Source organism: Catenulispora sp. GP43 (assembly GCF_041260665.1).
Classification (GTDB): Bacteria; Actinomycetota; Actinomycetes; order Streptomycetales; family Catenulisporaceae; genus Catenulispora.
The window spans coordinates 129,528-144,521 of the sequence record NZ_JBGCCT010000020.1; the positions used below are offsets into that span (position 1 = coordinate 129,528).

General features: G+C 71.6%; 14 protein-coding genes. All 14 read left to right on the forward strand.

The window, feature by feature from the left end:
• The first annotated feature begins 1 nt into the window (after position 1).
• The 14 genes from ABH926_RS33935 (at position 2) to ABH926_RS34000 (ending at position 14,991) form a co-directional block, all read left to right on the forward strand.
• Entirely contained in the window at positions 2-1,522 is a 1,521-nt protein-coding gene (locus ABH926_RS33935) for a CocE/NonD family hydrolase (protein ID WP_370370034.1), read from the forward strand.
• Between the two features lie 22 nt (positions 1,523-1,544).
• Complete coding sequence (locus tag ABH926_RS33940; protein WP_370370148.1) at positions 1,545-3,248, forward strand: class I mannose-6-phosphate isomerase; 1,704 nt, start codon at positions 1,545-1,547, stop codon at positions 3,246-3,248.
• Positions 3,249-3,277: 29 nt separating this feature from the next.
• A complete protein-coding gene (locus ABH926_RS33945; RefSeq protein WP_370370149.1) occupies positions 3,278-4,207 on the forward strand; it encodes an ROK family protein in 930 nt (309 codons plus the stop codon).
• On the forward strand, positions 4,204-5,295 hold the full coding sequence (locus ABH926_RS33950) for a mandelate racemase/muconate lactonizing enzyme family protein (RefSeq protein WP_370370035.1): 1,092 nt from the start codon (positions 4,204-4,206) through the stop codon (positions 5,293-5,295). Before ABH926_RS33945 ends, ABH926_RS33950 begins: the two co-directional genes overlap by 4 nt.
• Positions 5,267-5,878, forward strand: a complete 612-nt coding sequence (locus ABH926_RS33955; protein ID WP_370370036.1) for a TetR/AcrR family transcriptional regulator — start codon at positions 5,267-5,269, stop codon at positions 5,876-5,878. The genes ABH926_RS33950 and ABH926_RS33955 overlap by 29 nt, the downstream gene beginning before the upstream one ends.
• A gap of 17 nt (positions 5,879-5,895) precedes the next feature.
• Complete coding sequence (locus ABH926_RS33960; protein WP_370370037.1) at positions 5,896-6,780, forward strand: inositol monophosphatase; 885 nt, start codon at positions 5,896-5,898, stop codon at positions 6,778-6,780.
• A 73-nt stretch (positions 6,781-6,853) separates the two neighbouring features.
• Positions 6,854-7,165 (forward strand): hypothetical protein, encoded by a 312-nt coding sequence (locus ABH926_RS33965; RefSeq protein WP_370370038.1) that lies wholly within the window; start codon positions 6,854-6,856, stop codon positions 7,163-7,165.
• Between the two features lie 143 nt (positions 7,166-7,308).
• Positions 7,309-8,028 carry a GTP cyclohydrolase II gene (gene ribA / locus ABH926_RS33970; RefSeq protein WP_370370039.1) on the forward strand — a complete coding sequence of 240 codons (720 nt, stop codon included), beginning with the start codon at positions 7,309-7,311 and terminating at the stop codon, positions 8,026-8,028.
• A 3-nt stretch (positions 8,029-8,031) separates the two neighbouring features.
• Positions 8,032-9,726, forward strand: coding sequence for a hypothetical protein (locus ABH926_RS33975; RefSeq protein WP_370370040.1), 1,695 nt, complete (start codon positions 8,032-8,034; stop codon positions 9,724-9,726).
• Positions 9,727-9,782: 56 nt separating this feature from the next.
• Positions 9,783-10,721: a formylglycine-generating enzyme family protein gene (locus tag ABH926_RS33980; protein ID WP_370370150.1), complete on the forward strand. Its 939-nt coding sequence runs from the start codon at positions 9,783-9,785 to the stop codon at positions 10,719-10,721.
• A complete protein-coding gene (locus tag ABH926_RS33985) occupies positions 10,718-11,779 on the forward strand; it encodes a pyridoxal-phosphate dependent enzyme (protein WP_370370041.1) in 1,062 nt (353 codons plus the stop codon). Before ABH926_RS33980 ends, ABH926_RS33985 begins: the two co-directional genes overlap by 4 nt.
• Positions 11,776-12,405: a serine O-acetyltransferase EpsC gene (gene epsC, locus ABH926_RS33990; protein WP_370370042.1), complete on the forward strand. Its 630-nt coding sequence runs from the start codon at positions 11,776-11,778 to the stop codon at positions 12,403-12,405. Before ABH926_RS33985 ends, epsC begins: the two co-directional genes overlap by 4 nt.
• Positions 12,402-13,715: an acetyl-CoA carboxylase biotin carboxylase subunit family protein gene (locus tag ABH926_RS33995; protein ID WP_370370043.1), complete on the forward strand. Its 1,314-nt coding sequence runs from the start codon at positions 12,402-12,404 to the stop codon at positions 13,713-13,715. Before epsC ends, ABH926_RS33995 begins: the two co-directional genes overlap by 4 nt.
• Positions 13,681-14,991 (forward strand): NAD(P)H-dependent oxidoreductase, encoded by a 1,311-nt coding sequence (locus tag ABH926_RS34000; RefSeq protein WP_370370044.1) that lies wholly within the window; start codon positions 13,681-13,683, stop codon positions 14,989-14,991. Before ABH926_RS33995 ends, ABH926_RS34000 begins: the two co-directional genes overlap by 35 nt.
• Positions 14,992-14,994: the final 3 nt, after the last annotated feature.

The window sequence follows — 14,994 nt, forward strand, 5'->3', positions numbered from 1 at the left end:
CATGACCGAATTCGAGGTGGCGATGCGTGACGGCACCGTTCTGCGCGCCGATGTCTATTACCCGGTCGGCGCCGGTCCGTGGCCGGTACTGCTTGCTCGGACGCCGTATGGCAAGCAGGACGAAGGGGTTCTGAAGCGCCTGGACCCGTGGGGCGCCACCCGGCGCGGCTACCTGGTCATCGTTCAGGACTGCCGTGGCCGCTTCGCCTCCGACGGGGTGTGGGAGCCGTTGCTCCACGAAGGCGCCGACGGCTTCGACACGATCGCGTGGGCCGCGAGCCTGCCGGATGCTACGGGTCGGGTCGGGATGTACGGGCCCAGCTACCTCGGCCACACGCAGCGTGCGGCGATGGCGACGCAGCCACCGGCGTTGGCTGCTGCCGTCCCGGCGTTCACGTGGTCGGACGCGGACGACGGGCTTCTGCGGCGCGGCGGCGCGTACGAGCTGGGCCTGGTCACGCAGTGGACGTTGAACCTCGGCTTCGACGTCCTGGCACGCCGGTCCGGATCCGAGCTCGCGGTGCTGAACGGTGCGCTGGACGAGTTCGCGGCACGGACGGTGTGGGAGCTTCCTGCTGATGACATGCCCACCCTTCGGCGGCTTGGTTTGTCCACACCGAAGCCGGGGGCCGCGGTGCTTCCGCATGCCGATGTGCCGGCCCTGGCCGTCGGCGGCTGGTTCGACTGCTTCCTGCAAGGCACGCTCGACATGGAACCGTCGGCGCTGATCGTCGGCCCCTGGACGCACGACAACCAGACTCGGCACGTCGGCGAGGTCGATTTCGGGCCCGCCGCCGATGCCGCGCCGTGGCTGGCCCGACGAGAGCTCGACTTTCTCGACACGTTCCTCAAACCGGACCGTGGCGAGCACGACGATCACTTCGCTGCACTGGTGTTCGTCATGGGAATCGATGAGTGGCGCCGTTTTCCCTCCTGGCCCCCGCAGAGTGCTGACACTGCCTGGTATCTGCATCCTGATTCCTCCTTAGCGCCACACGAGGCACCGGAATCAGCGCCGGACACCTTCGACCACGACGCCGACGACCCCGTTCCCACCCACGGTGGCGCGCTCCTCATCGGACCCGATTTCCCACCCGGTCCCCATGACCAGGCGCAGATCGAGAAGCGCGACGACGTGCTCGTCTACACCAGCGAAACTCTCCACTCCCCGCTGGAGGTCATCGGCCGGGTCCGCGTCCACCTGTTCGCCGAGTCCACGGCCGCCGGCGCCGACTGGGTCGCAAGGCTCTGCGACGTTGATCCCGACGGCGTGTCCCGCAACGTCACCGACGGCGTCCTGCGGACCGCTCAGAGCGCCGACCAGCCGGGGGAGTACGTGATCGACCTGTGGTCCACGGCGCACGTGTTCCGTCCCGGCCACCGTATCCGGGTCCAGGTCGCCTCCAGCTGCTTCCCCCGATGGGACCGCCATCCCGCAGCGTCTCAGGCCCGGCACACCGTGCACCACGATCCCACGAGGCCCTCGCGGATCGTCCTTCCGATCGTCCTTCCCGTTGTCTGAGTTCAGAAAGGCCGGCACCACCATGTCGTCAGTCAGGGGCTACGAAGCCGAGCCCTGCCATGTCATCACCGAGCGCGTCGAGACCGGATACCGGTCGGCCGTCGCCGGGCTCGGGCCGGGAACCGTCCTGGCCGTCGACGGTCCGGCGGCCGTCGACTGGGAAGCCGTCGCGGCCGGGATCGGCGAGGCGCTGGGCGCCCGGCGGATCGCGGTCAATCCGGTCGACATGGGTGAGCATCTGGCCGCGTGGCCCGAGATCCTCCAGCGCACCGCCTCCGCCGTTCTGCACGACGACCCGGACTTCGCCCCGCTGTCCGAGGCCGGCCTGGCCGATTTCCTCGCCGCCGTCCCGGAGCCGGACTCGGCGCCCGGGGCGGTGACCGTCGTGCTGGGGCCGGGAGCGGCGCTGGCCGGGCACGACGTGCTCTGGTACGCGGACCTGCCGAAACGCTATGCCGAGGCCGCGATCACCAGCGGGAGCGGTCGCAACCTCGGCCAGCCCGCGGGGACCGGCCCGGGAACGACGCGCCGCTTGTTCTACATCGACTGGCCGGTGCTCGACCGGCACCGCGACGCGGTCATCGGCGATATCGACCTGTGGCTGGACACTCAGGACCCGGAGTCGCCGGCCTGGCTGGCCGGCCCGGTCATGCACGCCGTCCTGGCGGATCTGGCGGCCCGGCCGTTCCGGACCCGGCCGACCTTCAACACGACATCCTGGGGCGGACACTGGGGCCAGGAACAGCTCGGATTCAACCGCGACGCGCCGAACACCGCACTGGGGTACGAACTCATCGCACCGGAGAGCGGGATCCTCGTGGGCCGACCGGACGAGGCACGCGTCGAGATCCCGTTGCAGGCGCTCGTCGCCCGGCACCCCGAGCAGGTCCTCGGTTCGGCCGCGCACGCGACGTTCGGCACCTCGTTCCCGATCCGCTTCGACTACCTCGACACGGTCGGCGGCGGGAACCTGTCCGTCCACTGCCATCCGCAGCCCGACTACATGAGCCGGGTCTTCGGCTGGCCCTACACCCAGCACGAGACTTACTACATGATGCTCGGCGGGCCCGACCGCAAGGTCTTCCTGGGCCTGCGTCAGGACGCCGACATCGAGGCCTTCCAGCGCGACGCCGAACGCGCGGTCCACGACGGGGAGCCGTTCGACGTCGAGCGCTACGTCCAGACCTTCCCGGCCGAGCAGCACCAGCTTTTCCTCATCCCGGCCGGCACGCCGCACGGCAGCGGAGAGGGCAACGTGGTGCTGGAGATCAGCGCGACGCCGTACCTGTACAGCCTCCGGTTCTACGACTGGCTCCGCACGGACGCCGCGGGGCGGCAGCGGCCGGTCCATGTCGGGCACGCCTTCGAGAACCTCAATCGCGGTCGGACCGGCGAGGCGGTCGCTCGCGACCTCGTCCAGCAGCCTCGGGCGGTGCTCGCAGGGCAGGGGTGGAGCGAGGACGTCATCGGCCGGCTGCCGGAGATGTTCTTCGAGGTCCGGCGGGTCGAGCTGGCCTCGGGCGCGGTCGTCGAGGACTCGGCGAGCCGGGGATTCCACGTGCTCAACGTCGTCGAGGGCGATGGCATCGCGGTGCAGACCGACAGTGGACACCGCTACGAACTCGCCTATGCCGAGACCCTGACTATTCCCGCGGCGGCCGGGGACTACCGGGTGAGCGCTTTGGGCACCGGGTCGGTCCGCTATGTCAAAGCCCTGGTTCCGTGAGCAGCGTGCACTCGACCGACATAGCGGCTATGGACGTCGGTGGCACGCATGTCACGGCCGCGATGGTCGAGCCGCGATCGCGTTCGGTCGTCGCGGGCCAGTCGTTCCGCGAGCCCTTGAACGCCGACGGCAGCGCTGAGGAGATCCTTTCGGCGCTCGTTCGCTGCGGCTCGCGCTTGGCGGCTGGGCCCGGAACCCATTGGGCCGTCGCGGTACCCGGGCCGTTCGACTACGAACGTGGCATAGCCCGGTACGCGGCGGTCGGTAAGTTCGACGCTTTGTACGGGGTCGATGTGCGTGCCGCGCTGCTGTCGCATCTGCCGGGTGCCGCAGGCGCCAGTTTCTACAACGACGCGCAAGCTTTTCTCGCTGGGGAATGGTGGGCCGGCGCGGCACGGGGCCACGACCGTGCGGTCGGGATCACGTTGGGGACCGGTGTCGGTTCGAGCTTCTTGCGGGATGGCCGGACGGTGCACGAAGACGAAGGGCCTGGGGTGCCGCCGGAAGGCCGGGTCGATCTGCTGCGCTATGAAGGCCTGCCGTTGGAGGAGACGGTTTCGCGCCGGGCGATCCGGCGGGCCTATTCAGGTGCGGCAAGTGCGCCAGGTGCGGCAGGTGCCGCACATGCGGCTGGCGCGGCTCCCGGCATCGATGTCCGGCAGATCGCGGAGCGGGCCCGTGCCGGCGACCCGATCGCGGTGGACGTCCTCAGCCATGCGTTCCGTGCGCTGGGCACCGTCCTCGGACCGTGCCTCGCCGCGTTCGAACCGACGGTCCTCGTGGTCGGCGGGTCGATCGCAGCCTCCTGGGATCTGGTCGCCGGGCCGCTGCGAGACGGTCTCGCCGGGACTGGATCTTCGACGGCTCCCGCGTGCAAGCTGGAGCGCGCCCATCACTTGGCCGACGCGCCCCTTCTCGGTGCCGCACACCTGGCGGCGGAAAGCAGGACGGCATCATGACCATCACGATCGTCGAGGCGGCCGCGTGGCTGACCGATCTGGAAGTGGAGACCGTGCGGACCGACGCGGTCCAGGCGTTCCTGAAGCAGGAGACCATCTTCGTCAGCGTCACCACCGATGACGGCAACACCGGGATCGGCTACTCGTACACCATCGGGACCGGCGGCAGTTCCGTGCTGGCGATGGTGCGCGACCACCTGCTGCCCCGGCTCGTCGGCGCCGACGCCACGCTGGTGGAGCAGGTGTGGCGCGACCTGTTCGCCTCCACGCGCGCCACGACGGTCGGCGCCATCACCTCCCTGGCCCTGGCCGCCGTGGACACCGCTTTGTGGGACCTGCGGTGCAAGCGGGCCGGCGAGCCGCTGTGGCGCCTGGCCGGAGGCTTCCGTCAGGCCGTCCCCCTGTACGACACCGAAGGCGGCTGGCTGCACCTGTCGGCCGGGGAACTCGTGCGCGGCGCGCTGGCCTCGCAGGCCGCGGGCTGGCCCGGGGTGAAGCTCAAGGTCGGCAAGCCGCGCCTGGAGGAGGACGTCGAGCGGCTGCGGGCGGTGCGCGAGGCGGTCGGGCCGGGCCTGGACATCATGGTGGACGCGAACCAGTCCATGACCTGCGCCGAGGCCCGTCGGCGCGCCGCGGCCCTGGAACCCCTCGGCCTGTCCTGGTTCGAGGAGCCACTGCCGGCCGACGACGTCGCGGGGCACGAGGCACTGGCGCGCTCGACGACCATCCCGGTCGCGGTGGGGGAGTCGATGTACTCGGTCTCGCAGTTCCGCGAGTACCTGCAGCGCGGCGCGGCCGCGATCGTGCAGGCGGACGTCGCGCGCGTCGGCGGCATCACGCCCTGGCTGAAGATCGCCCACCTGGCCGAGGCCTTCAACGTGGACGTGTGCCCGCACTTCCTGATGGAGCTGCACGTCAGCCTGGTGGCCGCCATCCCGAACGGCCGGTACGTGGAGCACATCCCGCAGCTGCGGGCGATCACCCGGAGCCAGATGCGGATCGAGGACGGGCACGCGGTCGCGCCGGATGCTCCGGGGCTGGGGATCGACTGGGATTTCGATGCCATCGACGATCGGCGGGTGGCCTGAGTCGATCGGAACCGGGTTTCGTCGGTACGTCGGCACGCCGGTACGTCGGCACGTCGAGCTCGCCGCGCAGCGTCCGGTCTCCCGGATCACCGTCGCCGAGCTGGCCGGGCGCGCCGGGATCACGCGGGCCACGTTCTACAACCGCTACGGCAGCCCGCTGGACCTGCTCGTCCAGGTGCTCTCCGCGGACCTGGAGCGGGGTCACCGCAGGGAGCAGGAGCTGCGGGACCTGGGCGGGTACACCGGCGCGCAGATGCTGCGCCTGGCCACCGCCGAGGTCGTCGACCACGTCGAGCGGTTCGCGGCCGTGTACCGGCAGGCCATGCCGGACCCGGCGGACCGCGGCGTGTACGAGGCGCTGGTCCGCCACTTCGCCGACTACACGCTGGCCTTCATCGCGCGGTCGGCGCATCCGGCCGCCCCGCGCGCGAACCCCAAGACCGTCGCCTCGTTCCTGGCGCACGGATTCGCCGGGGCCATCGAGGCCTGGCTCGCCGACGGCGCCGCGACGAAGGAGGATCTCATCGACGCGGCGGTGGCGTGCGCACCGGAGTGGTGGGGTTCGGATGACAACAGCCACTGAGGGGGAGTATCGAACCTGTGCCATCCCACGACGCCCAGGCTGATCTGGAACTGGCCCATCAGCTGGCGGACCATGCCGACGCCATCGCCGCAGGCCATTTCAGCCCCGGCGGCGTCGCCTGGCGGGCCAAGGCCGACGGCAGTCCGGTCACCGCCGCCGACTGCGAGATCGAGCAGGCCATCCGCACGCTGATCAAGCAGGCCCGGCCTGGTGACGCCTTCCTCGGCGAGGAGTCCGGCGGCCACGGCGACGCCCGCCGCCGGTGGATCGTCGACGCCATCGACGGCACCGCCAGCTTCGCGGCCGGCGAGGCGGAATGGGGCACGCTGATCGCGCTGGCCGACGGCGGTGCCGTCCGGCTCGGCGTGGTCACCGCGGCGGAGTGCGGCAGGCGATGGTGGGCCGCGCGTGGATCAGGGGCCTGGGTCGCCGGCCTGCCGAGGGTATCGGCCGCGCCGGCCGCCCGGCTCGCCGTCACCGCGGCGGCCGAACTCGGTGACGCCACGATCGGCATCTGGCCGCCGCCGGCACGTCTGAACCCGCGCGACCGGCGACTCGCCGCCGAGCTGGCCGCCCGGGCCCGGACCACCGTCCCGGCGGTGGACTGGCATGACACGACCCCGTCGGCGGCCGTGCGCAAGCCGTCCACCGGATCCGGGACCTGCCATGGCGCCCTGCTTGTGGCCACCGGCCAGATCGATGCGTTCCTGCTCCTGGGGGCGGGCCCTTGGGACGTCGCCGCGCTCGTCCCGATCGTCGAGGAGGCCGGCGGCGCGTACAGTGACTTGTCGGACGGCCGCAGCGGCGACGCCCAGAACACCCAGAACGCGCAGACCGCGCTGTTCTCGGCTTCGGCCCTTCATCAGCAGATTCTGGACGTGGTCGCCGACGGTGCGGAGTGAACCCCCGCAACGCGAAGGCCGTCGAGCATCCCGGCGCCATCATCCCGACACGCACCGTGCGGCCGGCGCGCTGTTGAACGCCGACCTCCCGCCCGAGGCCCGCCGACGGCTCGCCGAGCTGCACCGCCGCACCACCGAACCGCTCGTGGCCGCGGTCCGCGATCTGGGGGTTCCTGAACCCGACCTGACCGCGCGCCTGCTCGGCGGTCTGCTCTCGGCCGCGATGGCCGCCGTCGAGCCCGGTGCGGACCCGCGGCAGACCGGGGAGCGGGTCAAGGCCCTGATCGGTGGCCCGGTGACGCACGCGCCGCACCCGAGTGTGTGCGGAAAGTATAGCGCGAACAATTACCCTGATCCATGTCCGATACCGGACAATACCCTGTGACCTGCGCCCGGTGGCAGGAACCCGTCACATCGGCGCGAATATAAGAATCCTGAGATATTATCCTTATCGCACCAGTTTGACGTGCGGCGCAGGTCCTCACAGCGGAGGACTCTGTGCCCGACGGGTGAACATGGGGGACGAGGATGGTTGAGGACTTCTTCCCGAACCACGACGCTCCGGTCCGGCAGCTCGCCGGAGTCCCGACCGGACCGATCGGACCGATCGCACCGACCGGACCACCGCGGGTACGCGCCAGGGTGAAGATTCCCCTGGAGGTCTGCCCCGGCGTGATCGCCGCCGCGGAGGTCATCACCTTCGACGGCCTCAGCGACGGCGGCGAGCACCTGATGGTGGTCTTCGGCGACGCGCTGTCCCAGACCAGGCCGCTGGTCCGGCTCCACTCGGAGTGCCTGACCGGGGACGTGCTGGGGTCGCGGCGCTGCGACTGCGGGCCGCAGCTGCGCGAGGCGACGCTGCTCATGCAGGACACCGGCGGCCTGCTGCTCTACCTGCGCCAGGAAGGGCGCGGCATCGGCCTGTACAACAAGATCGACGCGTACGTCCTGCAGGACGCCGGGATGGACACCTTCGAGGCCAACCGCGCCCTGAACTTCGGCGACGACCAGCGCACCTACGCCGTGGCGGCGCAGATGCTCATCGCCCTGGACCTGCGGGAGGTCGACATCCTGTCGAACAATCCCGAGAAGGTCAGGCAGCTGCGGGCCGCCGGGGTGCGCGTCCACCGGCAGCGTCTCACCGAGGTTCACGTCACCGAGGCCAACCGCCGTTATCTCACCGCGAAGGTCGAGTACGCCGGACACGCGATCAGCATCGACCGGGCAATCGACCGGGCAGGAGGGTGAAACGTGATCAGCCACAAGAGCCCCATCAGCGGCATCGCCGCCTATCAGGACAAGTACGTCGCCACCGCCGGCTACGACAACCAGGTGATCCTGTGGGATCAGGCCACTGAGCAGCCGGTCACCCGCGTCCTGCACGACCATCTGGCCAACCAGTGCGCGTTCAGTCCCGACGGCACGCTGCTGGTGACCTCCTCCAGTGACTACACGGCCCGGCTCTGGTCGGTCCCGGACCTGCGGCTGCGCGCCGTGCTCAACGACCAGACCGACGACGTCGAGATGTCGGCCTTCCACCCGAGCCGGGAACTGGTCGCCACCGCCTCGCGCGACCACGGGCTGCGGGTCTACGACTTCGCCGGGAACCTGGTGCACCGGTGCGCCGGCCACACCGCGGACGTCATCTCGGTGGACTTCTCCCGCGACGGCGAGCAGGTCGTCACCTCCAGCGACGACGGGACCGTGAAGCGCTGGTCGGCGGCCACCGGCGAGCTGATCGAGGACATCGACCTCGGCGGCGTCGAGACCGACACCGTCGTCTTCGGCTCCGACGGCACCATCTACGCCGGCAACGACGAGGGCCGGATCATCGCGATCAGCGGCCGGCGGCGCACCGAGGTCCGGGGCCACGACGCCGGGATCAAGCGCCTGGTGCTCGACGACGACCGGAACCTGCTGGTCAGCCTGAGCTACGACCGCAAGCTGATCCTCTGGGACACCAGCGGCGAGCAGCCGCGCAGCGTCGGGCAGTCCGACATCCCGGACGACGTCTGGCCCCGCTCGTGCGCGTTCGCCGCCGGATCCACCCTGGTGTTCGGGACGTTCGGGGCCACCTACCGGACGTACGACTACGAGAAGGACGCCTGGAAGAGCGGCGAGGTCCCGCCGACCCCCGGCGTCAACGCCGTCTGCGCCCACGACGGCGGCGTCCTGACCGTCGGCGACGCCGGCATAGTGCTGCGCGACGGCGTCGCGCAGGCGTCGATGGGCAGCCTGTGCAACTTCCTCACCCCGCTCAGCTCCGTGGTCGTCACCGGCGGCCAGCTCGGCCGGCTCATGGACGCCGGCACCGGACGGCTGCTGCACCAGCACCGCTCGCCGCTGAACTGCGGTGTCGCCTTCGTGGTGGACGGGGTCGAGCACCTGCTCGTCGGCGCCTACACCGGGGAGGGCCTGGTGTTCCGGCTCGACCCGGACGGCGTGCTGCGGCACGTCGCGGACCTGCCGCTGCACGCCAACGCGGTCAAGGGCGTGGCCGTCTCCGGCGATCTGCTCTTCTCGGTGTGCGCCGACACCTCAGTGGCCTGGCACGACACCCGGACCCTGGAGCCGGTGCACCGGATCGAGCAGGCGCACGGCCGGATCGCCAACGGCTGCGTCGGCCTGGACGCCGGCCGGTTCGCCAGCGTCGGCCGCGACCTGCGGCTGCGCATCTGGGAGCCGGACTTCACCGCGGCCGTCGTGCCCACGGCGCACCCGAACTCCATCAAGTGCGTCACCGCCGACGACACCGGCCGGCTGGTGGCGACCGGCTCCTACCACGGGCACGTCAAGGTGTACGACCGCCGGAGCCGGACCTGGACCGGCCAGGAGCGGCCGACGACCTCCGGCATCTCCTCCCTGGCCTACGACGCCGGCCGGCGGCTGTTCCTGGCCGGCTCCTACGACGGCTCGGTCTACGAGATCGCCGGGGAGGCGAGGTGACCACCGCTTCGCAGCCGGTTCTGAAGGACCCGAACAAGCTCGGCGACCGGGCGGCCATGGGCCTGCCCGCCTCGCTCGTGGAGCGGCTGCCCCACGACCTGTTCTCTCAGCACCTGGACTTGTTCCAGCTCCCGGCCGAGCACCTGGCGATCGTCTGCGCGAGCCGGACGCAGGAGTTCGACCGGCGCTACGCCGCCGGCACGATCCTGGCGCTGGCCGGCGATCCGCGCATCCGTCCCGACGATCCCGAGCTGGTCGCCGTCCCGGCCGCCCGGGTGCCGATCGGCCTGCCGCCGGAGCAGGTCCGCACGGTCGTGGACCGGTGGTCCGATGTCGGGGTCGTGGACTCCTGGATCCAGAAGGAGTGCCCCAGGCACGAGGTCCAGATCGACGCCTTCCGAATCATGCGCTATCCGGTGACGAACCTGGAGTACCGGGCCTTCCTGGTCGACACCGGCCTGGACGTCCTGCCCACCTCGTGGGAACTCGGCTGCTACCCCGCGCACCGGGCGAACCATCCGGTCTGGACGGTGCGGCCCGAGCACGCCGACGCCTACGCCGCGTGGCTCGCCGCGCGCACCGGCCGCCGGTTCCGGCTGCCCACCGAAGCCGAGTGGGAGTACGCGGCCGGCGGCGGTAAGGCAGACCACGAGTATCCGTGGGGCGAGCAGTTCCGGCCGGACTGCGCGAACACCGTCGAATCCGGTCCCCTGACGACCACCCCGGTCGGGATCTACCCGGCGGGCCGCAGCCCGTTCGGCGCGGACGACATGGCCGGCAACGTCGAGGAGTTCGTCGCCGACGACTACCGGCCCTACCCCGGCGGCGTGTCCGTCGCCGACGACCTGCTGGCCACGGCCGAGGCCTACCGGGTGGCCCGCGGCGGCAGCTTCACCCGCTTCGGGGACCTGGCCCGCTGTACACGACGCCACGGCTGGTTCGACCGGCGCATCTACGCCATCGGATTCCGCCTGGTCGAGGAGGTGGACTCATGACCGCTCAGACCGGCCCCGGGCTCGTCGACGAGTCGGCCCCGGCAGGTGACCAGCTTCAGCTGCCGTTCCGCGCGGCCGACCCGGCCGACGTCCTGGACTTCGCCGAGGTCCACCGCCGCCACCCCGTGCTGGCCGACTTCCGGGCCCGGCTCGGCGCCACCGCGCTGAAGGAGGTGCCCTCCGTCGAGGGCGGCGCGCGGATCCTGGCCAAGTGCGAGTGGGAGAACCCGGTCGGCTCGATCAAGGACCGGATCGCCTACGCCCTGATGGCCGACGCGCTGCGGACCCACGGCGACGGCGACCCGGAAGAGCTGCGCCTGGTCGCGTACTCCGGCGGGGATTTGGCCGAGGCCATGTCCTTCCTGGGGATGCGGACCGGGGTCAAGACCAGGTTCGTGCTCGGATCCTTCGTCCCGAAGAGCCTGATCGACACTCTGGAGAGCCGCGGCTCCCTGGTCGACCTCGTCCCCAAGGAACAGGGGTTCCTGCGGGTCATCCGCAGGTCGCAACGCATCGCCGCCGAGGAGCCCGGCTGGACCCTGGTCTTCCAGCACAGCAACCCGGTCAACGTCGCGATGCACGAGCAGACCACCGGGGCCGAGATCGTCACCCAGCTCGGAGAACGCCGGCCGGATCTGTGGATCGCCTCCATCGGCAGCGGCGGCACCCTGGTCGGCGTGCTCCGGGCGCTGCGCAAGCGGTTCCCCGGGGTCCGGGCCGTCGGCGTCACACCGGAAGAGGCGCCGTACGGGAATCCCGAGGAACCCACCGGCAAACCGACCTACGAGGGCTCCGGCGGCCACGGCTTCGGGATCCGGCAGCCGTTCGTCAAAGCGCACGACGAGTGGATCCACGAACACCGCCACGTGCCGACCCGGCGCGCGTTCGACGCCATGGGAGAGTTCTTCGACGCCACTGGGATGCGCATCGGGAGCTCCGCCGCGGCCAACTGGCTGATCGCCAAGGAGTACGCGGCGCAGATGTCGCCGATGGCGGTCATCGTCACCGTCTTCCCGTGCGCGGGCACCCCCGAGCAGTGGGTGGAGCTCGGCCGGTGAAGGCGCTGCGCAAGGCCGTCATGGGCGCGCGCGAATGCCTGGAGCGCATGCGCGAGGACGTGGCGGTGGTGGTGGAGCGCGACCCGTCGGTGCACAGCACCGCCGAGGCGATGCTGTCCCCGCACCTGGTCGCCCTGTGGACCTACCGCGTCGCGCACGAGGTCCACGGATCCGGGCGGCCGGCTCTGGCGCGGATGATCTCCCTGGTCGGCCGGGGGCTGTCCGGGGGGATCGAGATCCATCCCGGCGCGCGGATCGGCCGCAGGCTGTTCATCGACCACGGCTGCGGCACGGTGATCGGGGAGACGGCGGTCATCGGGGACGATGTGACGCTCTACCACCAGGTCACCCTCGGCGCCCTGGGCTGGCGGCGGGACAACCGCCGGCCCCCGGGCCAGCGCCGGCATCCCGCGCTCGGCTCCGACGTCGTGGTGGGCGCCAACTCCGTGATCCTCGGCCCGGTCGACATCGGCGACGGCGCGCGCATCGGGGCGAAGGCGTACGTGCTCGACGACGTCCCGGCCGGTGCGCTGGTCTCCGCGGTCCGCAGCCAGATCGGGCAGCGTCCGGGCCATGTTCTGCGGGCCAATGGCCGGGCGACATCCTCCAGGGAGGGCACCGTATGACCGACACCGCCACCACGCCGACCCTGCTGATCATGACGTCGCTCAAAATGCTGATCCGCCATCTCCGCCTGGTCGGCTACGCGCGCGAGCTGGGCGTAGCCCCCGTGATGGTCGCCACCGACGGCGCGGACACCGCGCGTCTGCGAGCCCTGATGAAGGACACCGGGCACCCGCTGTCCGCTCTGGCCGGCCTCCGGCTGGTCGCCGACGCCTCGGTGGAATCGGTCCTGGCCGAGGTGGGCGACCTCGCCGGCCGCCGCACTGTGCGGGGCGTGATCTCCTGCGGGGAGTACTTCGTCGAGCCCGCCGCCGCGACGGCCCACCTGCTCGGCCTGCCCGGCTCCGGCTGGAGCGCCGCGACGATCAGTCGGAACAAGCTCTACCAACGCCTCGCGCTGCCCGAGTTCGCACCGCGGTGGCGGGCGGTCCCGCCGGGCGGGCGTTCCCACATCACCGCCGCGGACCTGGACTGGGGCGGCCCGCTGGTCCTGAAGCCGATGTCCCGGATGAGCAGTTCCGGGGTGTGCGAGATCGCCTCGGCGGCCGACCTGGCCGAACTGCCCGCTCTGCTCGCCGGCTATCCGGCCACTGAGACCCTGCTGATCGAGGAGCGCGTCGCCGGCCCGGAGTTCTCGGTGGAGGCCCTCGTCGCCGACGGCGAGGTGCTGTGGTCGGGGATCACGGCCAAGGAGACGAACGAGGGCGGCGGCCGGTTCGTCGAGACCGCCCACACCCTGCCCGCGCCCGGCCTGTCCGCGGAGAGTGCCGCGGAGCTGGAACGGGCGAACACCGAAGTGCTGCGGCGACTGGGATTCCACAGCGGCGTCGCGCACGCCGAATACCGGCTCTCGCCCCGGGGCGTGGTCCTGATGGAGGTGGCTCTGCGGATCCCCGGCGGGGGGATCAGCATCCTGTGGGGCCTGGCCACGGGCAGTTCCCTGGAAGAGCGCATCGTCGACATCGCGCTCGGCCGCCCGGTCGAGTACCCGCGGCCGGTCCGGCGCGCCCGGCACGTCTTCGTCGAGCACCCGCCCGGCCGCCTGGTCGACGTCATCAGCAAGGACGCCCCGGTCAGCTGGACGGTACGGGACGCGCGCTGGCCGCTGCTGGAGCCCTCGCCCCCGGCCGCGCCCGCGCGCTGCCGAGCCGTCCTGGTCGGCAAGGTGCCCGGAGACGGCCTGGCCGCCTTCGTCGACGGCGACGCGCGGGCGGTGTCCGTGCTGGCCGACGCGCCGCTGGACGCGGACATCGCGGACATCGCGGGGGAGGCCGACCGTGTCCGAGCTGGGATCGAGGTCGTGGTCGACTGAGCCGGCGGCGAACGTGGCGGTCATCTACCACTCGCGCAAGGGCACGCAGCACGCCCTGGCCCTGGCCGCCGCGGCCGGGGCCAGGCAAGCCGGCGCGGCCGTGCGCCTGCTGCGGATACCGGCCATCGACGCGGACTCGCAGGACCTGTTCGACGACTCCGGCCGCCGGCCGCCCGCGCCCACCCACGACGACCTGCTCTGGGCCGACGGCATCGTCTGGGGCACCCCGACGCACTACGGGAACGTCTCAGCCTCCTTCAAGCGCTTCATCGACTCCACCAGCGACCTGTGGTCCCGGGGGCTGCTCGCCGACTGCGCGGTCACCGGCATGACCAGCTCGACCAGCCCCAACGGCGGCCAGGAAGCCACGCTGCTGGGCCTGTACCGGAGCATGTACCACTGGGGCGCGCTGGTGATGTCGGCCGATCCCGCCGCCCCCGGCTGGCAGGCCACCGGAGCCAACCCCTTCGGCCTGTCCGTGTGCGCCAGCTACGGCAAGATCCTCGACGTCGAGGAGAACGCGGCGCAGGAGACCGGCCGCCGCGTCGCCCGGCTCGCGAATCGCACCCACGCGCTGCGGGACCGGATTCGGGGACATACCATCAGAAGTCTGCGACACAGCCGCGGTACCCGGGTCGGGGTCCTGTTCCAGGACGGGGACGCGGAGCTGGCGCAGCTCGCCGAGGCGCTCGCCGCCGGGGTGCGGGACGCGGGCGGTGAGGCGCGGGTGCGGCGGATTCCTTGCCTGGCCGGGGACGCGCCGGTTCGAGCTACCACGGCTGCCACGGCTGGCACGGCCGCCACGGCTGGCACGGCTGGCACGGCTGCCACGGTCCCGGCCGAGGCCGAGGCCCTGCCGTTGGCCGATCCCGACGACGTGGCCTGGGCGGACGCCCTGGCCTGGGGTGCGCACCCGGCCGCGGGATCGGCGCCGCCGGAGCTCATGCGCTTCCTGCAGGCGACCGAGGCCGCCCTTCCTGTGGAGCAGTACTCGAACAAGGCCGTGACGGCGTTCGGCACGGCCCTCGACGCGCACTCCGGCGGCGAATCGATGCTGCTGTCCGTCTACACGGCCATGCACACCTGGTCGGCGCTGATCGTCGCCCCCGGCTACACCGATCCGGTGGTGACCGTCGCGGGCGGCAACCCCTACGGCACGCTCCACGTCGCGCGCAACGGACTCCGGAAGGACGACGTCCTGGCCGCGGCCCGGCACCAGGGCTTCCGGCTGGCGACGGTGACCCAGCGGATCGGCCCGGCCGGTCCACCCGACTGAACG